The following is a 22,883-nucleotide window of genomic DNA, read 5'->3' on the forward strand; positions in this document are numbered from 1 at the left end:
GTCCACCCTCGAACCTGTCCGCCGGGCCGGGGGAGCGAACCCAAGGAACCGCCAAATGACCTTGGGCGAGGCCGCCGTCAGGACGCCTTGCCGAGGCCCTGGACCAGCAGCTTCGTGGTCTGGGCGATGACGCGGTTGTCGAACTTGGCGTCCTTGGTGTCCCGGTGGGTGTACACCGCGATGATCACCGGTGCGCCGGACGGCGGCCAGGCGACCGCGATGTCGTTGGCGGCGGCGTACCAGCCGTCCGCGGTGCCGGTCTTGTCGCCGACCGCCCAGTCCTTGGGCAGCCCGGCGCGGATGCGCTCGCCGCCGGTGGTGGTGGCCTTCATCCACGTGATCAGCTGCTGCCGGTCCTGCGGGACCAGGGCGCTGCCGACGGTGAGCCGGTCCAGGTCACGGGCCATGAACGCGGGCATGATGGTGTCGCGGCGCTCGCCGGGCGTCCAGTGGTTGAGCGCGGTCTCGAACCGGTCGAGTCGTCCGGCCGGGTCGCCCAGCGACCGGTAGTACCGCGTCATGCCGGCCGGGCCGCCGATCTCCTTGAGCAGGATGTTGGCGGCGGTGTTGTCGCTGGTGGTGATGGCCGCCTCGCACAACTGCGCCGCGGTCATGCCGTTCGCGACGTTTTTCGGGTCGCCGGTGATGGGCGAGCCGTCGACCAGGTCCTGCGTCGTCCAGTGGAACCTGCGGTTCAGCAGGCCCGGGTCGGTCGTGCGGGCCTTGTGCAGGATCGCCCCGCACAGGATCGCCTTGAAGGTGGAGTTGCTCGGCACGCGCTCGTGCGCCCGGTACCCGACGGTCTTGCCCGTGCCGGTGTCGATGGCGAACGCCCCGATCCGTCCCTGGTAGGAGCTCTCCAACTGCCGCAGCTGCTTCTGCAGGTCGGCCGCCGGCCGCACGGCACCGGTCTGCGCGACCCGCTCGCCCGTCGCCTTGGGGGTCCCGGCGCCGCAGGCGGCTCCCGCGAACACCGTGGAGACCGCCAGCGCGGCGGCGCCGAGCCGCACCCGGCCCTTCGGGGTGTGGACGCGTCGCATTCCCGGCTCCCTGCTCTCGTTCGTGATCTTCATCGGGGCACGAGCAGACCAGACGCCCTCGCATCGTGTCCAATATTGGTATCAGTCGCGACCCGATAGCGATTCCCATATCGAGCAAGGTCAAGTGGCCAACGCCGAGTTCTCCGGCCCGGTTGCGGAACGGTCCAGATCGCTGGCGGAGGGCGAGAAGTTCGCCGTGTGTCCGGTGGTGGTCAGGACTCTTGTGCCGGGGGTGGGGCGTGCGCTCGCAGGGGAGACCGAGGAGTGCTCCCCGCGCCACGGACGACTCCCAGCCGAGGCGGTGACCTCATGACCTCCCGACCGTCGACCTCCCGACCGCGAACGAACGAACCGGCACGACGCGTGCTCAGCGGCCTCACGGCCGTCCTACTCGCCTCCTGCTTCGCCGCACCGGCGGCCGCGCGGCCCGAACTCGAACCCGCCGCGCGGACCGCGCCCCTGGGGCAGCCGAAACCTCCCAAGACCGTCCAGATGCCGACCCAGCAGGAGATGGCGCTGTGGCTCTCGCCGCGCGGGGGCCCGCTGCTGGACGAGCAGGGCAAGATCCTTCGGGAGTGGGCGGTCAACGAGGCGGGCAATCCGTACATCCGGACGGTCGCGGTGGACTGGCAGGTCCATGACCTCGACCCCGACCAGGTCGCCAGGTTCATCGAGATCTTCAAGGCCGGATCGCGCACCCCGTCCACCGGCCCGGACGCCTGGGGCCTCTGGGAGACGCAGGACGAGTCGCGGGAGGCGATGCCGCTGGCCGAGTTCAAGAAGCGGCGTCCGGAGCTCTACCAGGCCCTGGTCGCCAAGGGAGTGATCAAGGCGGGTCAGACGCGCGGGGTGATCGCCCAGGAGTCGGGGGCTAACGCGTCCGCCGGGGGCCTGAGCAACGCGGACCGCGCCGCGCTCCGCCAGTCCCTCGCGCCGGGCGAGCCGGCCAACAAGCTGACCCTGCACGCCGAGCGCGTCCTGCAGCGGGAGACCAGCGCGGGATGGTTCATCGCCGAACGGCTGCGGAAGAACGCCCCCGCGTCCGAGATCACGGCCAGGCTGCGGGCATGGAACGCCCACATCAGGCAGTTCCCGACCGACAAGGGGACGCTGAACGCCCTCTCGAACGACGACTTCCTCAACCCGCAGACGCTCCCGCAGCCGAAGACCTCCCAGGGCCTCGCATCGAGCAAGTCGGGCTGCACCGGCCCGAACGGATGCGCCACTTTCACCGAGGGCGCCGAGGCCCTTGTGGACTTCGACACCAGCCTGGACAACGTCATGCACGCCAGGCTCGCGCTGGGGTCCCTGCAGGCGTTCCTCACGCGCGCCCGGCAGTTCGCCGAGGCGGGGGACCAGGCCAGGGTCGACCAGGACCTGGAAAGCCTCAAGCTCACCGCGAGGTCCATCTACGTTCGGGCGCAGGTCGAGAGCGGCGCCAAGGCCGCCCAGTGGGCGACCGCCAGGAAGCTCGCCGGGGCCTACTTGGAAGACGAAGAGGTCAAGGCGTACGCCGCAGGCAAGGACGACATCGGCGAACGGATCCACAGCGCGCTCCTGAAGGTGGACAGCCACGCCCCGAACAAGCAGAAGCAGAAGGACAAGGCGAAGGCCGTAGACGATGCGAAGGCTGAGGTGTGCGACACGGGCAAGGGTTCGCCCGTGCACGCCTCTGGCACGATCGATGGTCGGCGGGTCGTGAATGCGGCGCTGCTCACCGCTGCGAACCCGTGCGGGAAGGACACGTCCAGCGGCATCGCCAAAGCGCTCACCGAACCCGGCTACGGTGGTGTCGACTTCTCGACCTTGGAGCTGCACCACGTCGCCGACGGGGCCGGGACGGGCCTGCAGTTCACCTTCTCCGGACGGCCCGCCGGACCGGGCGTCCAGCAGGACGTCGGGTCGGCCGCCGCCGCGGTCGCCCACAGCACCGCCGACCTGCGGACCTGGCTGGCGCTGAAGCCGGACACGTTCTGGGTGAACCTCAACCCGACCGAACCGGACCGGATCATCGACCCGTCCATGGGGCAGACCAACGCCGGAAAGGCGATGCTGGAGGCCGACTTCCTGCTGAAGAAGACCAGCGGCACCCTCCTCAACCCGGCCACGCCGCTGGGCTCGCGGTACTGGAGCGCGGTGGCGGCGCTCGGGTTGAAATGCGCCACCTCACGCCTGTGGATCGTTCCGGGGGATGTGCGGGTGCGCGAGGACGGCGACTCCCTGTACGTCCTCAAGGCCGGGCTGGCGGTGCAGGTGAGGGCCGAGAACGCGGGCGGGAGGTCCTGCTTCCCCGACCAGAGCGTCCAGGAGCGGTACCAGCGGATCGAGCAGTCGATGGTGCTGCCCGAGGTCACCCGGACGGTCAACACCGCGCCCGAGTACGCGCCGCTGCGCCGCGCCTTCCTGTCCCGCGTCATCGCGCAATGGATGCGCGAGCGACATGCCAAGGGCGCGCACACCGCCTTCGACAAGCTCATCGACTCCGGTGACGTCGCCTCCGTCCGCCTCACCGACGGCTGGCAGCCGCGGCAGGTCCTCGACGCCTACGTCAAGGCCTTCAACAGCGGCGATTTCACCTACAAGCGGACGACCGCGCAGGGCAACACGACCCTCACCGAGACCTTCACGGTCGGCGGCGTCGACTTCAGCCAACTGCATCCGGCACGCAGCGGCGCGGACGCCATGAACCGCCAGATTCCGCACCTGCCCGACACCGTGAAGGCGTCCAGGAAGGCGCCGTCCACCGCGTCCGATGGGACGATCTGGCTTGGTGAGACCGCCAAGGCCCCGGCCGGTGCCTGGTCGCGCACCACCGACTCGGTCCGGTCCTTCTTCAGCGGACGGCTGGGCCTGTTCGCCCTGATCGTCGTCGGCCTGGCCGTGGTCGGGGTGGGCCTGCGGCCCCGCCGCCGCAAATCGTCCGGCTAGCCGGACGTCTCGCCGGACGTCTCGCCGGACGCGGGCACCGCAGCGGCGGCGTCCAGGAGGCGTGCGGCCAGGGCGCGGAGGTGGACGGCGAGTTCGGGCGGTTCGTGCACCTCGAAGGGAACGCCGATCTGCGCGACCCACACCGCGAGTTCGTCGAGCGTGTTGGATCCGGCGTTCAGAACGCACGCGTCCTCGCCGCGCGGTTCCACCGTCGCCACGGTCGGCGGGACCCGCGCGGCGACCACCCCCGCGGGCGCGTGCAGGGTGAAGCGGCCCTGGTACCGGTAGGGCCGCACCGAGATCTGCTCGGCGACGTAGCGGGCCAGGTCGCCGCCGGGCGGCTCGCGGGGGGTGAAGCGCGGGCCGTTGGGCGAGCGAAGCCGCATCCGGTCGACGCGGAAGGTCCGCCAGTCGCCGCGTCCGGTGTCCCAGGCGACCAGGTACCAGCGGCGGCCCGAGCTCGCCAGCCGGTACGGCTCGGCCGCGCGCGGCGCCTCGGCGCCGTCGCGGGCGCGGTAGTCGAACCGCAGGCCCTCCCGGTTGCCGATCGCCGCGGCGATCGCGGTCAGCGTCGCCGGGTCCACCGCGCCCGCCGCGGCCAGCGGGACGGTGGCCGCGCGCAGCGACCCCACGCGGTGCCGCAGCCGCGACGGCAGCACCTGTTCGAGCTTCTCCAGCGCGCGGACGGAGGTCTCCCCGATCCCGGCCACGCCGGAGACCGCGGCGGTGCCGAGGCCGACGGCGACAGCGACCGCCTCCTCCTCGTCCAGCAGCAGCGGCGGGACGCCCGTCCCGGCGCCGAGCCGGTACCCCGGCGCACCCGCGGTGGCGTGCACGACGTAACCCAGTTCGCGCAGCCGGTCCACGTCGCGGCGGATCGTGCGGGGCGAGACGCCGAGCTGCTCGGCCAGCTCGCTGCCCGGCCAGTCCCGCGGCGACTGCAGCAGCGACAGCAGCCGCAGCAGCCGCGCCGAGGTCTCCAACATGCCCCGCATCCTAGGACAGAACCTGACCTAGCAGGTTCCTAGAGTCGCAGACATGAACCAGAACACGCAGATCCGCCCCTACACCGTCGACGTCCCCGAGGAGCGGCTGACCGACCTGCGCGACCGGCTGGCCGCGACCCGCTGGCCGGACGAGCTGCCCGGCGTGGACTGGTCCTACGGCGTCCCGGTCGGGTATGCGCGCGAGCTGGCCGACTACTGGCGCACCGGGTTCGACTGGCGCGCCGCCGAGGCCCGGTTGAACGCCTTCCCGCAGTTCACGACCACCATCGACGGCCAGAACATCCACTTCCTGCACGTCCGCTCGCCCGAGCCGGACGCGCTGCCGCTCCTGCTCACGCACGGCTGGCCGGGCTCGGTCGCCGAGTTCATGAAGATCATCGGTCCGCTGACCGACCCCGCCGCGCACGGCGGCGACCCCGCCGACGCCTTCCACGTCGTCGCGCCGTCCCTGCCGGGGTTCGGGTTCTCCGGGCCGACCACCGAGCCCGGCTGGGACATGGCCCGCGTCGCCCGCGCCTGGGCCGAGCTGATGCGCCGCCTCGGCTACGAGCGGTACGGCGCGCAGGGCGGCGACAGCGGCGCGGTCATCTCCCCGCTGCTCGGCCGCGCCGACGCCGAACACGTCGCGGGCGTGCACGTCAACGGCGGTCTCGGCTTCCCGTCCGGCGACCCGGCCGAGTTCGCCGGCCTCACCCCGGACGAGCTGGCGCGGCTCGGCCAGTACCAGGACACCGACCGGGCCGGCTACGCGATGATCCAGTCGACGCGTCCGCAGACGCTGGCGTTCGGCCTGCACGACTCACCGGCCGCGCAGCTGGCGTGGATCGTGGAGAAGTTCAAGGAGTGGACCGACCCCGCCCGCGACCTGCCCGAGGACGCCGTGGACCGCGACCAGATGCTCACCGACGTCAGCATCTACTGGTTCACCGGCACCGCCGCCTCGTCCTGCCGCTTCTACAAGGAGGGCGCGGCCTCCTGGGGCGCCCCGACCGGATACTCGGCCGTGCCGCACGGCGTCGCGGTCTTCCCCGGCGACCCCGGCGTCCGGCGCATCGCCGAGCGCGACCACAAGGTCGTCCACTGGTCGGAGTTCGGCACCGGCGGCCACTTCCCCGCGATGGAGGTGCCCGACCTGCTCGTCCAGGACGTCCGCGCCTTCTTCGGCCCGCTGCGCTGACCCGTCCGGACCCGCGCCCGGCCGGGGCTCAGCAGCCGGGCGCGGCCCCGTTCGTTCGTCGGGCGCGGCCCGTTCGCCGGTCGGGTGCGGTCCGTTCGCCTGCGGCGGCGCGGTGGACCCTGCCATGATCAACTGCGGGTGTCGCCGATGTGGAAGGTGCTGCTGTGATTCTGGAGATCCGGACCTATCGCCTCAAGCCCGGGACCACGGACGGCTACGTCCGGGCGATGCGCGAGGAGTCGGTGCCGTTGCAGCACAAGTTCGGCATCGACGTGGTGGACCACGGGGTGTCGCTGGTGCAGGAGGACGGGCACGAGGAGGCCTACCTGATCCGCGCGTTCACCTCGCTGGAGACCTACCGCGCCCAGGAGGACGAGTTCTACGGCAGCCCCGACTGGCGCGAGGGGCCCCGGGAGGCGATCGTCTCGCGCATCGAGGCCATCCACACCATCGTCACCGAGGTCACCGAGCAGGCCGTCGAGGCCCTGCGCCGCCCGGTCGGGTGACCGGCGGGCGGCGCGGCTAGGGCTGCTCGCCGCTGAGCAGCGGCTCGTCGTGGGCGCGGATGTCCTGGTTGGGCAGCCCGCCGGGGTGGTGGCGGCGGACCTGGTCCAGGCAGCTCAGCGCGATGTCGAGATGCTGGCGCTTGCTGGCCTCGTAGAACTTCGCCGCCTCACCCGACAGCTTCGGCTCGGCGTGCAGCGGCTTGTCCGACACGCACAGCAGCGTCGCGTTGGGGATGCGGTAGCGGAAGCCGTTGGCCGCGATCGTGGCCGACTCCATGTCGACCGCCACGCACCGGGCGGCGCGCATCGTCGCCAGCGGCTGCCGCTGGTTCAGCTCCCAGTTGCGGTTGTCGGTGGTGTACACGGTGCCGAGCCGGTACTGCACCGCCCGCTCGTCCAACTCGTCCAGGAGGAACTGGTTGAGGCGCGGCGTCGGGATCACCGGGACGGTCGTCGGGAGCACCTCGTCCAGCACGTGGTCGGCGCGCAGGTAGGCGGTGGCCAGCACGAAGTCGCCGATCCGCTGGTGGTTCCGCAGCCCGCCGCAGTGCCCGATCATCAGCATCGTGTCGGGCCGCAGCACCGCCAGGTGGTCGGTCGCGGTCTTGGCGTTGGCCGGGCCGACGCCGATGTTCACGATGCTGACGCCGCCGCCGTCCTCGGCCTTGTGGTGCCAGGCGGGCATCTGCACGTTCTCCCGGACCGGCCCCTCGGCGTCGGGGAACCGCTCGCGGAACGCCTCGATGTGCATCGCGTAGTTGGTGAACAGCACGTACCGCTGGAACGACTCGGCCGGGGTGCCGCAGTAGTGCGACAGCCGGTCCAGCGACAGCGCCATCCGCTCGGGGCCGAACAGGAACAGCTTCTTGGCCCGCACATCGAACCGCTCCTCGTCCAGCGCCGCGAAGAACTGCGGATCGTCGAACGCCAGCTGCCGCCGCGACGGCCGCACCGTGATCTCCGCGCCCTTGGACAGCAGCGCGCTCAGCTCCCGCCGCAGGTACCAGCGGATCGCGGCCGGACGGGCGAACTCCCCGACCAGCCGCGGGTTGTGCCGCGACCACGGCCGCGAGACCTCCAGGGCGGCGTACCAGCCGTCCCGGTCGACCGCCTCCAGCGCGTCGAGCAGCAGCCCCACGCCGCCCTCGATCTCGCCGGGCCGCAGCGCCGACCCCTCCACCGAAACCTCGCCCACCTCAACCGCCATGATCCCTACCGTAGCCACCGCCCCCACCCCGAAAGCCCCCCGGCCCGCCCAGCCGACCGGCGGCCCGCCCGGCGGCCTGTTGACCGATTCTTTCCCGGAGCGATGAATTCGGCGGACGCCGCCGGTCGTATTGGTTGAAAGGGACAGCCGAACGGCGCGGCGACGCCGCCCAGGGAACGGAGACCGGAATGGCGGAAAGTCTGGACAAGGAGTTCACCGCCCCGCTGGTGACCAGCGAGGAGAAGGGCGGATGGACGTACGTGGTGATGCCTGGATCAGCGGAGTACTTCGGCACCCGAGGGCTGGTGAAGGTACGCGGAACCATCGACGGGCACCCGTTCCGCAGCTCGTTCATGGCCCTGGGCGACGGCACGCACAAGCTGCCGGTGAAGGCCGACGTGCGCAAGCGGCTCGGCAAGGAGACCGGCGACAAGGTCACCGTCCGCCTGGAGGAACGCCTCAGCTGACGGCCGCCGTCCGCGCAGGTCAGAGGCGGTCGTGGGGTGGACGTTACGACCGGGCGCCCGGGGGAAGCCTCGCCTCATGGATCACTCGAAGGCCCCGGTGCTGGACGCGCTGGCCGCCTACCACCGCCGCGGCGACGTCCCGTTCACCCCGCCCGGGCACAAGCAGGGCCGCGGCGCCGACCCGCGCGCCCGGGAGGTCCTCGGCGACGCGGTGTTCCGGTCGGACGTCCTGGCGATCGCGGGGCTGGACGACCGCCGCTCGTCCCAGGGCGTCCTGGCGCGCGCCCAGAAGTTGATGGCGGACGCGGTGCACGCCGAGCACACCCCGACGCGCGCGGCGTGCTGGTCACCAGCCCCACCCCCTACGGCACCTGCGCCGACCTCGCCGCCATCGCCCAGGTCTGCCACCGGCACGGACGGCCCGTCATCGTGGACGAGGCGTGGGGCGCGCACCTGCCCTTCCACCCCGACCTGCCCGCCTGGGCGATGGACGCCGGCGCGGACGTGTGCGTGACCTCGGTGCACAAGATGGGCGCCGGGCTGGAGCAGGGATCGGTCTTCCACCTCCAAGGCGGCCTGGTCGACCCCGACGTGCTCAGCTCCCGCGCCGACCTGCTCGGCACCACCAGCCCGTCCGTGCTGATCTACGCGGGCCTGGACGGCTGGCGGCGGCAGAGATGGTCGAGCACGGCGAGCGGCTCCTCGGCGACGCGCTCAAGCTGGCCGAACGGGTCCGGCAGGCCATCGAGGCCATCCCCGGCATGCACGTCAACCGGGACGAGTTCGTCGCGCCGGGCCGGGCCTTCGACCTCGACCCGCTCCAGGTGATCATCGATATCGAGGGGATGGACGGTGTCACCGGCTACCGGGCCGCCGACTGGGTCCGCGAACACCACGCCGTCAACCTGCACCTTTCCGACCACCGCCGGATCAGCGCGCAGCTCACCTTCGCCGACGACGAGGCCACCGCCGACGCGCTGCTGGCGGCCCTGCGCGACCTGTCGTCCAGCGCCGGAACGCTGCGCGGCGCGCCCGCCGTTGACGTGCCGACGCCTGAGCAGCTGCGGCTCGACCAGGCAGCCCTTCCGCGCGATGCGTTCTTCGGCCCGGCCGAGCAGGTCCCCGCGGATGAGGCGGTCGGCCGCGTCTGCGCCGAGATGCTCACCCCGTACCCGCCCGGCATCCCGGCCGTCATGCCGGGCGAACGCATCGAGCGGCCCGTGCTGGACTACCTGCGCTCGGGCGTGCGGGCCGGCATGTCCGTCCCGGACGCCGCCGACTCGACCCTGGCGTCCGTCCGTGTCACGATCGAGACCTGAGCCCGCCGCCGGTCAGGCGAAGTCCGCGGGCGTCATGCCCGCCGGATGGCCGGGCGGCCACTGCACCAGCTCGATCCGGTAGCCGTCGGGATCGGTGATCCAGGACGTCCGCATGCCCGGCCCCGGCTCGGCGGGCGGCTCGGCGGCGACGCCCTTGCCCGCCAGGTCGGCGATCACCGCGTCCAGGTCGTCCACCTGGACGACGAGATGGTTCACCGCGCCGGTGTCGCCGACCGGACGCGCGGGATCGTGCACGAGCTCAAGGCTGACGAACGGATCGTCCGGCAACCGCAGCATCGTCAGGCTCCCGAACGCCGTGTCCGGAACCCGCCCGACCACGGCGTACCCGAGCGCGCGGTAGAAGGCGAGCGACCGTTCGATCTCGCTGACCCGCAGCCCCAGATGCAGCATCCGCATGTCCGGCAGCGTAACCGAGCACGTGATCGGAACCGGTGCCGGACGTCCACCATCCCAAACATGGGTGGCGGGAGGTTGCCGGTGGTAACGGAGCTCAGGACGTCCCATGGCCGCTGAGTCCTCGGCCCGGAGCGGGCGCGGCGGCCTTGCGGGGTGCGCGGCGGCGGGCGCGGCGCTGCTGGGCGGCTTCGCGCTGGGCGCCTTGCAGAACCGCGACATCATCGGAGGCTGGACGTACTGCTCGGGCCTCGCGGCCGGCGCCGTCGTCGACTCGGGGGACTCGTTCGGGCTCGGGTTCGGGCTGCTGTTCTTCCGGCTGCCGGGCTACACGCTCTGCCTGGTGATCGGCGGGGCCGCCGGCATGCGGCTGACGCGGGGACGGCCGCGATCCGTCCGGGTCGCGGCGGCTCTGGCCGGCGCATTCCTGCTCGCGGGACTGGCGTTCTGGGGCGACTACGCCCTCAACAACGGCCTCGGGCCCATGGACGTGTCGCGGCGATGCCCGCAAGGGCGTCCGCCCTGGTGGCCGTCATGGGTGCCGCTCAGCATCCGGACGTGACGCGGTGAGGCCGGCGCGGACGGTCTCGTAGAAGGCGGTCAAATCGTTCAGCAGGGTCTGGACGGCGTCCGGGTCTGCGGGGTCGGCGTCCAGGAGCCAGTCGGCGATCAGCTCGAACAGGCCGCCCACCAGGCCGGTCGCCATGGCGCGGGTGGCGGGCATGCCGCTGCGGCGCCAGACCGACTCGACGAAGGCGGCGGCCCAGCGGCGGTTCTCGCGGCGGCGGCGTTCCATGGCGGGGGAGACGGCCGCGGCCCCGCCGAAGGTCACGATGGCGCGGCGCGGGTCGTCCACCATCGCGTGCGCGAACGCGACGACCAGCTCACGCTCGGCGTCCAGGCCGGGCTCGGCGTCCGCGGCAAGGGCCTCGAAGCGTTCGGTGACCTGCGCTTGCGCGTGCTCGGTGATGTCGCCGAGCAGGGCCAGGTAGCAGTCCTCGCGGCTTTCGAAGACCTCGTAGAAGCCCTTGGTGCCCACGTAGGCGTGCTGGCAGAGCTGCTCGATCGAGGTGGCGGCGTAGCCCTGGCCGGCGAACAGGTCGAGCGCGGCGTCCAGGAGCTGGCGGCGCCGCTGCGCGCGCCGCTGCTCGGCGTCCATGCCGCGGATGCGGCGGGCCCGCGGGGCGCCGCCGGTTCCGGAGGGGGCGTCGGTCGGGAGGTGGGAACGTGCCACGCGCCGACCGTACCCGGTTTTAGCAACAAGCATCCTTGTTGCTAACAAGGCATCGTGTTGTAATCGGCGGGCCACCACCGAACCACCGGAGGTCCCGCCATGCGCCCACCCCTCGCCCGCGCCCTGCTCGCCTGCGCCGCACTCGTGTTCGCCCTGGTCGGAGGCGTGCCCGCCGCCTCCGCCTCGTCCTCGGGCTTCAACGACTGGAACTGCCGCCCCTCGGCTGCGCACCCCCGGCCCGTCCTGCTGCTGCACGGCCTCGGCGGCAACGGACCCGGCAACTTCCTGTCCCTCGGCCCGTTCCTGGCCGGGCAGGGCTACTGCGTGTTCGCGCCGACCTACGGCGAGGCCCTGCCGCCCATCCCGGTCGGCGGTTTCGTCCACATCGACCAGTCGGCCAAGGAGATCGCCGGGACCATCGACCAGATCCTCGCCGCGACCGGCGCCGACCGCCTCGACCTCGTCGGGCACTCCGAAGGCGGCTTCCAGTCCCTCTACGTACCCAAGTTCACCGGACGCGCCGACCGCATCGACCGCGTCGTCGCACTCGCCCCGCCCACCCACGGCACGACCTTCGCCAACCTCGTCACCATCGCGCAGAAGCTCGGCATCATGCCCCAGGTCAACCAGGTGCTCCAGGCCGCCGGCTGCGCGGCCTGCACCGAACTGGTCACCGGCGGCGCGTCCGTCGCCAAGCTCACCACCGGGCCGATCGCCCAGCCCGGCGTCACCTACACCGTCCTGGCGTCCCACTCGGACGCGCTGGTCACGCCCAACGACACCGCCTTCGTCCGCGAGCCCGGCGTCACCAACGCCTACGTCCAGGACACCTGCCCCAACGACCCGGTCGGCCACATCGGCCTCGCCTACGACTCCGGCGTCGCCCAACTGATCGCCAACGCGCTCGACCCCGCCCACACCCGACCGGTCACCTGCACCATCGGCCTCGGCTTCTGACCCTCAGCCGGACGCGCCCTCCTCTCAGCGGAGGAGGGCGCGTTCCAGCAGGGCCGTGACCTGCTCGGTGTAGCGGTCGGCCGGCCAGGCCAGGTCCTCCCAGGCATGCTGCGCCGTCAGCGCCCACATCAGCCGGGCGGCGTCCTCCACGCTCCAGCGCTCCGCGAGCCGGTTCTCGGCCGCCAGTCGCGCGACGACCTGCTCGCAGCGGCGCAACCGCCCCTCCTCGCGCTCCCGCCAGGCGGCCTCGGCCGCGTCATCGCTGCGCCGCAGGACGTCCAGCGCGGTCGCGATGCCGTGCAGCCGCGGCTTGAGCCGACTCTGAAGCGCCACCGCCTCGCGCAGCGCGCTGAGCCCGTCCGGCGCATCGTCAATGCGCGCCTGCTCCCGGGGTGTGCGCGCCGCGGCGTCGGCCGCGCGCGCGACCTCCAGCAGCAGCGTCGCGCGATCCTCGAAATGCAGGTACAACGCCTGCCGCGACACCTGCGCGCGCCGGGCGACCTCGCCCATGGAGATCGGCGCGCCCGGCGCCTCCTCCAGGAGTTCGCGGGCGGCGTCGAGGATGCGGGCACGGGTCGCGGGGTCACCTCTTGACACCCTGTCAAGCATAGTCGTACGGTCCTGCTTGACAGGGTGTCAAGCAGGAGGGGGCCCGGGATGCTGGTCCATCCGGCGGGGCAGGGCCGGACGCTGGTCGTCGGCCCCACCCGCAACACCGTGAAACTCCAGGGCGCCGAATCCGGCGGCGTCGGTGTCGTCGAGATGGAGTTCGCGCCCGGCTTCCCCGGTCCTCCGCCGCACCGGCACGCGGGCGTCGACCACGTCTGGTACCTCCTGGCGGGCGGCCTGGAGATCCTCCTCGGAGAACGGACGCTGCGCCTGACCGCCGGAGACTTCGCGTTCGTCCCGCGTGGTCTGGTCCACGCGTTCGCCAACGGCGGCGACCGTCCCGCCACGCTGCTCCAGGTGGACACACCGCACGCGCTCGACGGCTACTTCACCGATCTCGCCGAGGCGTTCCCCGCCGGAACCACCCTCGACCCCGCCGTGATCGCCGAAATCCAACGCCGCCACGACACCACCCCGCTCGACGGCGTCGCGGGATGGATCTGACCTCGTCCCGCGCAGCGCCGTCTCCACACCCCGCTTCCATCTCCGTCAACGAAGCGGAAGGGGCAACCCCCATGCAACACCGTTCGAACCCTCTGCTGAGGGTCGCAACCGTCCTCGGCGTCCTCGCCGCTTGCATCGCGGTCGCGATGCCCGCACGCGCCGACCTCACCGGCTTCCAAGCCGTCACGTCGCCTTACCACACGGTGCCGTTCAAGGGCTCTGCGTATGTCCCGATCACCTGCCCGGGCGGGACGACCCCCATCAGCAGCGGTTACAGCGGCAGCATCTCGCCGTACCGGCGGCTGACGACCTTCTCCTACTTCGGGAACACCTCGCCCTGGATTCCCGGCGGCACCGGAGCCGCCCCGGACGACGTGGTGACCGAGTACGGACTCTGCGCGACCTCAGCCGCGCTCAGCGCGCACGGGATCAACCCCTCCTCCCTGCACTACGTCTTCGGGAACCAGGGGACGATCAGTCCCGGCGGGACCAAGCTGCCGTGGGCCGCGTGCCCGTCCGGCGAGACCGCCTTGTCCGGAGAGTTCGTCGCGACCGGCCCGGGAGTCACGACATGGGGCGACTTCCCGTTCGGCACCAATGAATGGGCCGTGGCCTTGCGCAACAACAGCGCGTCCGACCAGCAGGTGTACGTCGCGGCCCTGTGCGCGCAGGCCGAGCGGGCCCAGGTCATCACGCAGTCGCTCGCGCCCAGCGGAACCATCGGCGACGCGTTCGCCGCACAGCAGAACGCTATCTGCCCATCCGGAACCGTCGCGACGGCGGCCGGTCTGTGGGCCGACCAGAGCACCGCTGAAATCACCACCCTCCGGCTGGGGAGCGTCGGCTACAACGGGGCCTACGTGTACGCCGCCAACATCAACACCGTCCCGACGGGGACCGTCTACGCCCTTTGCCTGGGGTGAGGCGTGGCGACACGCTCGTGGTCTCGGACGAAGATCACGAGCGTGATCGTCCGGGGCGGGGCGCTCACCTGCGGCGGGATCGCGCGAGGGCGCGCAAACGCCTGTGGCGTAAGGCTTCCGGAGCGATTCGGGCGGGTCGGCGACGGTACGATATGGAGGCGAATTCCCCGAACTCCGAGGTGCACATGGCCGAGTCCCCGCAGATCCCCATCGGCGTCCCTACCGCGGCACGCGTCTACGACGTGATGCTGGGCGGCAAGGACAACTACGCGGTGGACCGGGCCGTCGCCGAGGCCAGCCTCGCCATCATGCCGGAGCTGCGCGAGATCGCCCTGCACAACCGCGCGATCCTGCACCGCGTCGTCCACCACCTCGCCGCCGACGAGGGCATCACCCAGTTCCTCGACCTCGGCTCGGGCCTGCCGACCGTCCGCAACACCCACGAGGTCGCGCAAGAGGCCAACCCGAGCGCGCACGTCGTGTACGTCGACATCGACCCGATCGTCCTGGCGCACGGCCGCGCGATCCTGGCCGACAACGCCAACACCACCGTCGTGACCGCCGACATCCGGCAGCCCGCCGAGCTGCTCGAGCGTCCCGAGGTCCGCGCGCTCATCGACTTCGACCGTCCCGTCTGCATCATCCTCGCCGGCATCCTGCACCACCTCGCCGACGACGAGAACCCCGGCCAGATCGTCCGGACGCTCCGGGACGCGGTGCCCAGCGGCTCCTACTTCTTCATCACCAACTTCACCCGCCTGGGCGACGCCCCCGAGTCCGTCGCGCTGGAGAAGCAGCTCCTGGAACAACTCGGCACCGGCCGCGTCCGCACCCCCGCCGAGCTGGCCGCCTTCTTCGACGGCCTGGAGATCCTGCCGCCCGGCCTCGTCCCGCTCCCGCTGTGGCGCCCCGAGGAGCCCGTCCTGGACGCCAGCACCGTCGACGTCCGCTTCATGACCGGCGGCGTAGGCCGCAAACCCTGACCAGCGCGACCGCCTGACGTTCTTCCGCGCTGCTTTTCGACGCGGAAGAACGTCACCGGCGGCTGCGACACTCCTCCTTCATGACGCCTCCGCCGAGCTGGCTCGACGACCTGTTCCCCTTTCCCACTCCGCCTGCGCTGGCCAAGGTGGTTGATATTGCGTGGGAAGAGGGCTTCCTCGGGACGGATCTGTACGAGGAAGGCTTGTACGACCCTTACCGCGTGCAAGGGAGCTTCGCTTTGCCGTTCGACCTTTGCGAAGTGCCGCAGGCGCCGGACGGCTGGGAGGACTGCTATCCCGAGGGTGTGTTCCGCCGACACATCGTGCCGTTCTGGTCGGTGCCCGAGCTGTTGCCGTTCGCGGATTTGGGCAGCGGCACCTATATCGGCTGGGTGGTTCCCGCGCCGGAACTCGGCCGGACGGATCACCCGGTCGCGTCCTTCGGGCATAAGAAGCCGGGCGTCATCGGCCGCGACACAATGGACGGCCTGGCCTTCCTGCTCGCGCTGGCGCTGCGCAGCGGGGGAGAGCACCGCGAGGCCCAGGTGGCGCGGCTGGCCGCCGAACTGGGCCTTGAACCTCGTCCTGAATACGGGGTGAGTCCGGACGGCAGTGATGCCGAGATTCCACTCGACCTCGCGGCCCCGACCGGCTGGCGGCACGAACCCGACCCGTCCGGCATCGGTATCGGCGTCCTCGCGCCGCACGACGCCTTCGCCGACGAATACCCCCGCTTCACCGGGGAGATCGACGCCATCCTGGACGATGCCTCCCGGCTGCTCGATGCAGGCCGGCCAGCGAGTGCTCTGCTTGGGCTCACCGCCGCCTATCACGAGGACGAGCAGCGCATCCCAGAGCTGTACCCGCTGTGGGCCCGCGCCTACGACGACCTCGGCCGCCCGCTGCTCCGCGAACGGCTCGACGTCATGCTGGAAGACCATTCGGGTTAGGGGACGTCCTGCGGGAGGGCCTGCTCCGGCCCGATCTCGTCTCCGGCCTCGTCGACCTCGACGTACTCGCCCGACAGCCGGACGCCGTGCCGTCGGCAGCAGCGGGCCAGGTCGGCAAGCCGGTCGCGAGCGGTCGCCGGGCCCTGGCGAAGCTCCCCCTGGAGGTTGAAAGGCGGCGGCCCCTGCCCGTTGGGGGCTTCCTCGACGTAAAGGTAGAGCGTGTCGTCTTCATAGACGACATCCGAACCGAATACCCGCGGCCGGAGCCGCAGCATGCTAACCGGCAGCCAGTCAGTCAGGGCCGCTTCGACGGCGCCCGCGCCGCTTTCGGTCTCCGCCCACGCGTTGAATTCGGTGAAGCGTCCCGGTTCGGGCTTTGCTAGGCGGTCGCGCAGATCGGGAAGCGAGAACAGGTCGCGTCCGGCTTGGAGATCGGCGCGTAGCAGCTCCGCCATCGGAGCCGGTTCGAGTTCCGCCGCGGCCAGGGCGTCGGAGGTGAGGGGCAAGGTCTGTGCGCTGGTGGGGACTGAATCGTCCGCCGCGCGCGCCAGGTAGAGGTAGCAGGTCCAGTAGGGGTGGACGGCGGTGATGTGCAGCAGGCTGCCGATCACCGCGTCCACGCCGATCTGCTCGCGGACGAGCCGGACCAGCGCCTCTTCGCGCCCGTCGTCGAAAATCCGCCCACCGGGCAGCTCAAGACGCGTCGCCCGCACCAGCAGTTCTCCCCCCGCAGAGACCACTGCGGCGACGACATGCTGCGGAGTGTCCACCCGGCGAAGCTATCAACGCCCTGGTCCCCCCGGCGCTGAGGCGGGCCGCGGAGCGGGTCAGAGGTTCTCGTCTGGGGGGATCAGGGCGTGGATGCGGGTGCCTTCGCCCGGGGCGCTGGTGATGGTGAGGGCGCCGCCCAGTTCGGCTAGGCGGTGGCGCATGCCGTCCAGACCGAAGCCGCCGGGGGAGTCGGGGCTGCGCGGGGTGCCGGCGGTGAAGCCGCGGCCGTCGTCGGTGATCTCCAGCTCGATGCCGTGCGGCTCGCGGGTGAGGACGAGGCCGACGGTCGTGGCGTCCGCGTGCTTGCGGATGTTGGCCAGCGACTCCTGGGTGCAGCGCAGCAGCGCGATCCGGGCCTGCTGGTAGACGTCGATGTCGTCCAGCTCCGCGTGGACGGTCAGTCCGGTGTCCTCGGCGAAGCGGTCGAGGGTGCGGCGGAGGGTCTGGGCGATCGAGCCCTGGTCGGCGCGCGGTGCCGACCCGACCAGGATGCGCGCCTCGGCGAGGTTCTCGCGGGCGGTGCGTTCGATCGAGAGCAGTTGCTGGGAACTGCGCGCGGTGTCGGCGTCGATGCCGGCGCGGGCGGCCTCGGCAAGGACGATGATGGACGCGAAGCCCTGGGCGAGGGTGTCATGGATCTCCCGCGCGAGCCGTTCGCGTTCCCGGGCGGCGCCTTCGCGGCGGTGCGCGTCGACGAGCTGGCGCTGGGTCTCCTCCAGCTCGGTGCTCAGGGCGCGGGCCCGCTCGTCGCTCTGCCGGATGTACCAGTGCATCAGCAGCCCGACCAGGACACCCGCGACGTAACCGATACAGGTGAACACGGCGTTGCCGTTGCCGAACCCGTCGCCGGCGGCCCCGCCCAGCAGGGTGGCCGCCGCCGCGGCACCGCTCAGGGCGATCGCGAGCCGCGCGCTCCCGGCGAGGATCCAGAACAGCGGCAGGGAGATGATGAACATCGCCGCGCCGCCCTTGAGCGCGTACGACTGCGCGCCCAGGCCGGCCGCGAGCACGACGAGGAACACCCGCGGCCCCAGGACGGGGTTCCGGGGAAGCCACCGGACGATCACGTAGCAGATTCCGAGCGCGGCCAGCAGCGCCAGCGTCCACGACCGCGTGGCGGCCGAACGGTCGGCCACCCCGATGGCGGGCGGAACCAGGCCGAAGACGAGCCACAGAACCGAGTACCCGAGGTGCAGCCTGCCCAGTTGGGGGCGGTCGGTCGGCCGCGGCGCCGGAATCATGCCGATCAGCCTACTTTCGCCGGCGGACGGCCGGTCCCCGCCTCACCCTGCGTCCGGCGCGTGCCTCCCTGCGTGCGGTGCGTGCCGTCCTGCGTCCGGTGCGTGCCGCCCTGCGTCCGGCGCATGCTTCGGGACGGCCACCAGACGGCGTCCCCGAGCAGCAGCATCAACGCGGGAAGGATCACCACGCGGATGACGAACGCGTCCAGCAGCACCGCCGCCGCCAGGCTGAACCCCATCTGCTTCATCTCCATGATGTGCAGCGGCACGAAGCTGGCGAAGACCGTCACCATCACGAAGGCCGCGCTGGTCACCACCCCGGCCGAGCCGCCGATGCCGTCCAGGACGGCCTGCCGGGCGGGCACGCCGCGCGCCGCCGCCTCCCTGATCCGGCTGATCACGAACACCTGGTAGTCCATCGACAGGCCGAACAGGATCACGAACAGCAGCAGCGGGACGCGGGAGCCGACCGAGCCGGTGGAGTGGAAGGCGAGCGGCCCCTCCGCCCAGCGCCCCTGGAACACCAGCACCAGCAAGCCGAGCGACGCGCCCGCCGACAGCAGGTTGAGCAGCATGCCGACCAGGCCGAGCACCACCGAGCGGAACGCCCAGACCGTCATCGCGAACGTCGCCGCCAGCAGCGCGCCGATGATGAGCGGCAGCTTCCGCTTCTGGTGCTCCGGGTAGTCGGCGTAGCGGGCCACATCCCCGGTCACCGCGGCCTCGACGCCGGGCAGCCTGCCGACGGTGTCCGGCAGGAGCCGCTTCCGGACGGTCTCCAGGGAGCGCAGGGCGGCCTTGTCGCTCACGTAGTGCGGCACCGCCAGCTCCAGCAGGCTCACCCGTCCGTCCGGCGAGGTGCGGAGTCGCGCCGTCCCGGCCATGTCCGGGTCGGACTCGGCCCGCGCGGCGAGATCGCGGAGCGCTGCGGTCACCTCGTCCCTCCTGCCGGCATCGGCGCGGACGACGATCCGGTTCGTGGCCTTCAGCTCGGGGAACGCCCGGTTCAGCCGGTCGAAGGCCTGCATCGCGGGCAGGCTCCGGGGGTAGGTCTCCGGGCCCATGTCGGTCAGGTTGAGACCGAGCAGCGGCGCGGCCAGCGCGAGCATGGCGACGACCCCGGCGGCGAGCGTGGCGACGGGATGCCGGCCCGTGGCGCGCAGCAGGGCGGAGGTGACCGGCCCGCCACCGGACGCGGTCCGCCGCGTCCGCGCCGTCCAGGCGAACCTGGTCGGACGGTCGCCACGGCGCGCGCGGCGGCGCTCGGCCCGGGCGCCGAGCTTGGCCAGCAGCGCGGGCAGGACGGTCATCGAGCTGGCGACCGCGACCAGGGTGACGACGATCGCGGCGGTGGCGATGGAGGAGAAGATGACGTCGTCGGCCAGGTACAGCGTCGCGCTGGACACCATGACCGCCAGCCCCGACACCAGCACCGCCCGGCCCGAGGTCGCCGCGGCCAGCTCCACGACCGCCCGCGGGCTCAGCGCGCCGTCCGCGCGGGCCCGCTCCTCGCGCTCGCGCTTGAGGTAGAACAGGGTGTAGTCGACGCCGACGGCCATCCCGATCAGCAGGATGATGTTGACGCCCACCCCGCTGTCGGGGAAGGCGTGCGAGGCGAGCAGCGACAGTCCGACGGCCGCGACGATCGAGGAGACCGCCAGCAGCAGCGGCATCAGCGCCATCGCGACCGACGCGAACACCAGCAGCATCGTGACCAGCGTGATCGGCAGCGCGATCAGCTCGGTCTTCGACAGGTCCCGGTCGCGCAGCCCGTCCACGGCCTTGCCGATGGACGTGCCGCCGGTCTGCTCGATCCGCAGCCCGGGACGGGCCGCCTGGACCCGCGCGGTCTCGGCCCGCAGCGGGGCGAGGTGGTTCTCGGCGTCCAGCTCGGGGCCCTTCAGCGTCACGTCGACCCGGACCGCCGTCCGGTCGGCGGACCGGACCGGCGCCGAGACCGCGTCCACCTCGGGCAGCGCCTTCATCCGGTGGACGACGTCCAGCGCGGCGGCGGCCGCCGCGTGCCGGTCGAGCGGCCCGCCGCCGGGCCGCGCGGTGATCAGCACCCGCTCCACCGCCCGCTGCTCAAGTCCGCCCGCGGCCGCCAGGGACTCCGCCCGCCCGGCCTCGCCTATGCGGAAGTCCTCCGACGTCGCGGCGTGCCCACCGACCGCCATGCCGACGCCGAGACACAGCGCCACGAACAGGAACCATCCCGCGATCGCGCGCCAGGGATGCCCGGCACTCCATCGAGCCACCCGCAGGGGGAGTTTCGTCATGCCCCCAATGCTGTTGGCGGCGCGCCGGGCCCCGACAGGCTCGACCGGTTGAACCTCGTGTCCACCGACCGGTGGACACGAGGTTCAGTGCAAGCCGGCTACGGGATCACGGTGAAGGTGAATCCGGTGCTGGTCGGACGGCGCAACGGGGTCTCGCACTTGATCCGGCGCAGCACCTGGCTCCTGCTGAGGCCGAGCCCCTGCGCGATGAGCCGTTCTGGACGCACCAGAACCGGGTCCGCGAAGGCGACCCCGATCTGGACCGGCCAGCCCTCGTCGATCCACGGCGACGCGGCGTCCAGCCGCCACGACCCGTCCCAGTCCAGCGCGCAGCGGTTGCGCTGGGCGAGCCGCGGGTCCAGCAGCGTGGACGCCACCAGGCCCGGGTCGTTGACGCGGTAGCCGCGAAGCGCGGCCGGATCGAAGGACCGCACCGGGGCGCGGTCGTGGACGGTGAGCTTGATCGTCCGGTTGCAGGACACGCAGCGGACGAGCAGCCACACGTCCAGCAGCTTGCCGTTGGCGTTGACGCGGAACCGGCCGTCACCGGTGGTCGCCGACCCCGAGCGGCAGTCCGGGCAGCGCACCGAGACCAGAGGCAGCCGGGTTCGCCGGACGACCCAGGGCAGCACGATATGAACATGTGAAGACATGAGCCCTCAAGACCTGACACGAGGCCGTTTGTGCGCGGCCTCGAACGCTGGATGACCGGGTGCTCCAGGGCAGCCCGGCAGAACCGACGTGCGCGTCGGCTACAGGTGAGCGGAAAGACGTGTCAGGTCTAAAGAGCAGGCGGGGTCACGCGGTTCTGTCCTCTGTCCTCACGGCGATGGGCTGCGCGCAACCTACGGCAATACGGCACGAACTCTCAACGTGATTTCCGCGGCCGCCGCGGGCGCCAAAGGGTCACCAAGTGACGGGGAGGGCGCGGGGCCGGCGGACGAAGCGGGTGAGGTGCCAGGGGATCTGGTCGGCGGGGACGGCGAGGTCCAGGTCGGGGAGGCGGCGGGTGAGGGTGGACAGGGCGACCTGGAGTTCCATCCGGGCCAGGGACGCGCCGACGCAGCGGTGCAGGCCGAAGCCGAAGGCGAGGTGGGGGTTGTCGGCGCGGGCGATCTCCAGGGTCTCGGGGTCGGGGAAGACCGAGCCGTCGCGGTTGGCGGCCGACAGCTCGACCAGCACCTGGTCGCCCGGGCGCATCTTGACGCCGCCGACCTCGGTCTCCCGCAGGACGAAGCGGGGGAACGAGCCCTGGGCGATCAGCGGGACGTAGCGCAGGAGCTCCTCGACGGCCGAGGGGACCAGCTCGGGGCGGGCGGCGAGCTTCCGGTATCCCCGGTGCGCAGCAGCAGGAACACGAAGTTGGGGATCTGCGAGGCGGTGGTCTCGTGCCCGGCGGCCAGCAGGGTGCGGATCAGGTTGACCATCTCGTCGCGGCTGAGCCGGTCGCCTTCGACGCGGGCGCGGACCAGGGCGCCGATGAGGTCGTCGGTGGGGTTCTGGACGCGCCGGTCGGCCTGGTCGGCCAGGTAGTCGTTCATCTCGTCGATGCTGGCCAGGACCTCGTCGGGGGACAGGCCGCCGGCGTCGATGAGGATGTCGGTCCAGGCGGTGAAGCGGGACCGGTCGGCGGTCGGGACGCCGAGCAGGTCGCAGATGACCTGGATCGGCAGCGCCAGCCCGAAGGACTCGAACAGGTCGGCGGGCGGGCCCTGCTCGACCATCGCGTCCACCAGGGCGTCGGCGATGCGCTCGGTGCTGGGCCGCAGCCGTTCGATCCGGCGGGGCGTGAAGGTGTGGAAGACGAAGCGCCGCACGCGGGTGTGGTCGGGCGGGTCGGTGCTCACCATCGTCTGGACGGTGATGTCGACCGGCGTGATGCGGGCGATGTCCTCGTCGGCGATGCCGGCGCGCCGCGGGTCGCGCCCGAAGGCGGGGCTGCTGAGCACGTGCCGGGCGTCGGCGTGCCGGGTGACCAGCCAGGCGGGGGCGCCGTAGGCCGGCTGGACCAGGACGGGCGCCCGGTCGCCGCGGGCGTCGCCGAGCCGCGGGGACGGGCGCAGGGCGTGGTCGGTGGGGAAGGGGAAAGCGGGGAGTTCGGGCATGGCGGATCCCATCGGGGTCGTGCACGGCGGGTCGGCCCGGGACCGAGTCAAAGGCCAAAAGGACGAATCGCGCAATCCTGAACAAATCGCTCTGATCATCACGCTAGCCGCGCCGTACCGCCGCAACAAGGCAGGCTTCTCTAACCCGTCTTTCACCTCCTCCTACGCCTTTGCCGCGAACGCCTTTTCGATGCTGTCCGGAAATCGGGAGGACGCCGCGCGGCCGCTTCTGCCAGTCTGTCGAGCTGATCATTAAGGAGGT

General features: G+C 71.8%; 25 protein-coding genes and 1 pseudogene. 14 read left to right on the forward strand and 12 right to left on the reverse strand.

The window, feature by feature from the left end:
* Positions 1-77: 77 nt before the first annotated feature.
* Positions 78-1,040, reverse strand: coding sequence for a class A beta-lactamase (gene bla / locus FHU30_RS34300; protein WP_253881695.1), 963 nt, complete (start codon positions 1,038-1,040; stop codon positions 78-80).
* Positions 1,041-1,403: 363 nt separating this feature from the next.
* Between bla and FHU30_RS34305 the strand changes: the two genes are divergently transcribed.
* On the forward strand, positions 1,404-3,968 hold the full coding sequence (locus FHU30_RS34305) for a hypothetical protein (protein ID WP_253881696.1): 2,565 nt from the start codon (positions 1,404-1,406) through the stop codon (positions 3,966-3,968).
* Here FHU30_RS34305 and FHU30_RS34310 read toward each other — a convergent pair.
* A complete protein-coding gene (locus tag FHU30_RS34310; RefSeq protein WP_253881697.1) occupies positions 3,965-4,954 on the reverse strand; it encodes a helix-turn-helix transcriptional regulator in 990 nt (329 codons plus the stop codon). The two genes, FHU30_RS34305 and FHU30_RS34310, sit on opposite strands and share 4 nt — an antisense overlap.
* A gap of 52 nt (positions 4,955-5,006) precedes the next feature.
* Here FHU30_RS34310 and FHU30_RS34315 point away from each other — a divergent pair, with 52 nt between their 5' ends.
* Positions 5,007-6,152: an epoxide hydrolase family protein gene (locus FHU30_RS34315; protein WP_253881698.1), complete on the forward strand. Its 1,146-nt coding sequence runs from the start codon at positions 5,007-5,009 to the stop codon at positions 6,150-6,152.
* Positions 6,153-6,316: 164 nt separating this feature from the next.
* Positions 6,317-6,658, forward strand: coding sequence for an NIPSNAP family protein (locus tag FHU30_RS34320; RefSeq protein ID WP_253881699.1), 342 nt, complete (start codon positions 6,317-6,319; stop codon positions 6,656-6,658).
* Positions 6,659-6,674: 16 nt separating this feature from the next.
* Here FHU30_RS34320 and FHU30_RS34325 read toward each other — a convergent pair whose 3' ends face one another.
* Complete coding sequence (locus FHU30_RS34325) at positions 6,675-7,865, reverse strand: AMP nucleosidase (RefSeq protein WP_253881700.1); 1,191 nt, start codon at positions 7,863-7,865, stop codon at positions 6,675-6,677.
* A 188-nt stretch (positions 7,866-8,053) separates the two neighbouring features.
* Between FHU30_RS34325 and FHU30_RS34330 the strand changes: the two genes are divergently transcribed.
* The 4 genes and pseudogenes from FHU30_RS34330 (at position 8,054) to FHU30_RS46515 (ending at position 9,651) form a co-directional block, all read left to right on the forward strand.
* Complete coding sequence (locus tag FHU30_RS34330; protein WP_253881701.1) at positions 8,054-8,332, forward strand: DUF1905 domain-containing protein; 279 nt, start codon at positions 8,054-8,056, stop codon at positions 8,330-8,332.
* Between the two features lie 76 nt (positions 8,333-8,408).
* Positions 8,409-8,590: pseudogene (locus tag FHU30_RS47800) on the forward strand (ornithine decarboxylase); the annotation flags it as partial.
* A gap of 81 nt (positions 8,591-8,671) precedes the next feature.
* Positions 8,672-9,160: an aminotransferase class I/II-fold pyridoxal phosphate-dependent enzyme gene (locus FHU30_RS34335; protein WP_253881702.1), complete on the forward strand. Its 489-nt coding sequence runs from the start codon at positions 8,672-8,674 to the stop codon at positions 9,158-9,160.
* A 329-nt stretch (positions 9,161-9,489) separates the two neighbouring features.
* Positions 9,490-9,651 carry an Orn/Lys/Arg family decarboxylase gene (locus tag FHU30_RS46515; RefSeq protein ID WP_301324103.1) on the forward strand — a complete coding sequence of 54 codons (162 nt, stop codon included), beginning with the start codon at positions 9,490-9,492 and terminating at the stop codon, positions 9,649-9,651.
* 12 nt (positions 9,652-9,663) lie between these two features.
* On the opposite strand, the gene FHU30_RS34345 is transcribed toward FHU30_RS46515, so the two are convergent.
* Positions 9,664-10,068, reverse strand: a complete 405-nt coding sequence (locus FHU30_RS34345; RefSeq protein ID WP_253881703.1) for a VOC family protein — start codon at positions 10,066-10,068, stop codon at positions 9,664-9,666.
* Between the two features lie 106 nt (positions 10,069-10,174).
* Here FHU30_RS34345 and FHU30_RS34350 point away from each other — a divergent pair, with 106 nt between their 5' ends.
* Positions 10,175-10,627 (forward strand): hypothetical protein, encoded by a 453-nt coding sequence (locus FHU30_RS34350; RefSeq protein WP_253881704.1) that lies wholly within the window; start codon positions 10,175-10,177, stop codon positions 10,625-10,627.
* Here the strand turns inward: FHU30_RS34350 and FHU30_RS34355 are convergent.
* A complete protein-coding gene (locus tag FHU30_RS34355) occupies positions 10,598-11,299 on the reverse strand; it encodes a TetR/AcrR family transcriptional regulator (protein ID WP_253881705.1) in 702 nt (233 codons plus the stop codon). The genes FHU30_RS34350 and FHU30_RS34355 overlap by 30 nt on opposite strands.
* A gap of 99 nt (positions 11,300-11,398) precedes the next feature.
* On the opposite strand from FHU30_RS34355, the gene FHU30_RS34360 reads away from it, so the two are divergent.
* Complete coding sequence (locus FHU30_RS34360; RefSeq protein ID WP_253881706.1) at positions 11,399-12,256, forward strand: esterase/lipase family protein; 858 nt, start codon at positions 11,399-11,401, stop codon at positions 12,254-12,256.
* A 24-nt stretch (positions 12,257-12,280) separates the two neighbouring features.
* Here FHU30_RS34360 and FHU30_RS34365 read toward each other — a convergent pair whose 3' ends face one another.
* The gene (locus tag FHU30_RS34365) at positions 12,281-12,853 is read right to left on the reverse strand and encodes a TetR/AcrR family transcriptional regulator (protein WP_253881707.1); all 573 of its coding nucleotides are present in this window, start codon (positions 12,851-12,853) and stop codon (positions 12,281-12,283) included.
* Positions 12,854-12,913: 60 nt separating this feature from the next.
* Here FHU30_RS34365 and FHU30_RS34370 point away from each other — a divergent pair, with 60 nt between their 5' ends.
* The 4 genes from FHU30_RS34370 (at position 12,914) to FHU30_RS34385 (ending at position 16,225) form a co-directional block, all read left to right on the forward strand.
* Positions 12,914-13,369 carry a cupin domain-containing protein gene (locus tag FHU30_RS34370; RefSeq protein ID WP_253881708.1) on the forward strand — a complete coding sequence of 152 codons (456 nt, stop codon included), beginning with the start codon at positions 12,914-12,916 and terminating at the stop codon, positions 13,367-13,369.
* A 71-nt stretch (positions 13,370-13,440) separates the two neighbouring features.
* Positions 13,441-14,292, forward strand: a complete 852-nt coding sequence (locus tag FHU30_RS34375) for a hypothetical protein (RefSeq protein ID WP_253881709.1) — start codon at positions 13,441-13,443, stop codon at positions 14,290-14,292.
* Positions 14,293-14,477: 185 nt separating this feature from the next.
* The gene (locus FHU30_RS34380) at positions 14,478-15,275 is read left to right on the forward strand and encodes an SAM-dependent methyltransferase (RefSeq protein WP_253881710.1); all 798 of its coding nucleotides are present in this window, start codon (positions 14,478-14,480) and stop codon (positions 15,273-15,275) included.
* A gap of 80 nt (positions 15,276-15,355) precedes the next feature.
* Entirely contained in the window at positions 15,356-16,225 is an 870-nt protein-coding gene (locus FHU30_RS34385; RefSeq protein ID WP_253881711.1) for a hypothetical protein, read from the forward strand.
* Here FHU30_RS34385 and FHU30_RS34390 read toward each other — a convergent pair.
* From FHU30_RS34390 to FHU30_RS34415, 6 genes are all read right to left on the reverse strand, one after another.
* Positions 16,222-16,995, reverse strand: a complete 774-nt coding sequence (locus FHU30_RS34390; RefSeq protein ID WP_253881712.1) for an NUDIX hydrolase — start codon at positions 16,993-16,995, stop codon at positions 16,222-16,224. The genes FHU30_RS34385 and FHU30_RS34390 overlap by 4 nt on opposite strands.
* A gap of 57 nt (positions 16,996-17,052) precedes the next feature.
* On the reverse strand, positions 17,053-18,237 hold the full coding sequence (locus FHU30_RS34395; RefSeq protein WP_253881713.1) for a sensor histidine kinase: 1,185 nt from the start codon (positions 18,235-18,237) through the stop codon (positions 17,053-17,055).
* A 5-nt stretch (positions 18,238-18,242) separates the two neighbouring features.
* A complete protein-coding gene (locus FHU30_RS34400; RefSeq protein WP_253881714.1) occupies positions 18,243-20,516 on the reverse strand; it encodes an MMPL family transporter in 2,274 nt (757 codons plus the stop codon).
* A gap of 98 nt (positions 20,517-20,614) precedes the next feature.
* Positions 20,615-21,148 (reverse strand): DUF1062 domain-containing protein, encoded by a 534-nt coding sequence (locus tag FHU30_RS34405; RefSeq protein ID WP_253881715.1) that lies wholly within the window; start codon positions 21,146-21,148, stop codon positions 20,615-20,617.
* Positions 21,149-21,422: 274 nt separating this feature from the next.
* Positions 21,423-21,821 (reverse strand): cytochrome P450, encoded by a 399-nt coding sequence (locus tag FHU30_RS34410; RefSeq protein ID WP_253881903.1) that lies wholly within the window; start codon positions 21,819-21,821, stop codon positions 21,423-21,425.
* Complete coding sequence (locus FHU30_RS34415) at positions 21,776-22,621, reverse strand: cytochrome P450 family protein (RefSeq protein ID WP_253881716.1); 846 nt, start codon at positions 22,619-22,621, stop codon at positions 21,776-21,778. Before FHU30_RS34415 ends, FHU30_RS34410 begins: the two co-directional genes overlap by 46 nt.
* Here FHU30_RS34415 and FHU30_RS34420 point away from each other — a divergent pair.
* Positions 22,620-22,877, forward strand: a complete 258-nt coding sequence (locus FHU30_RS34420; RefSeq protein WP_253881717.1) for a hypothetical protein — start codon at positions 22,620-22,622, stop codon at positions 22,875-22,877. The genes FHU30_RS34415 and FHU30_RS34420 overlap by 2 nt on opposite strands.
* Positions 22,878-22,883 lie beyond the last annotated feature (6 nt).

The sequence above is a fragment of the Actinomadura rupiterrae genome, assembly GCF_024172125.1.
In the GTDB taxonomy this organism is placed as follows: Bacteria; Actinomycetota; Actinomycetes; order Streptosporangiales; family Streptosporangiaceae; genus Spirillospora; species Spirillospora rupiterrae.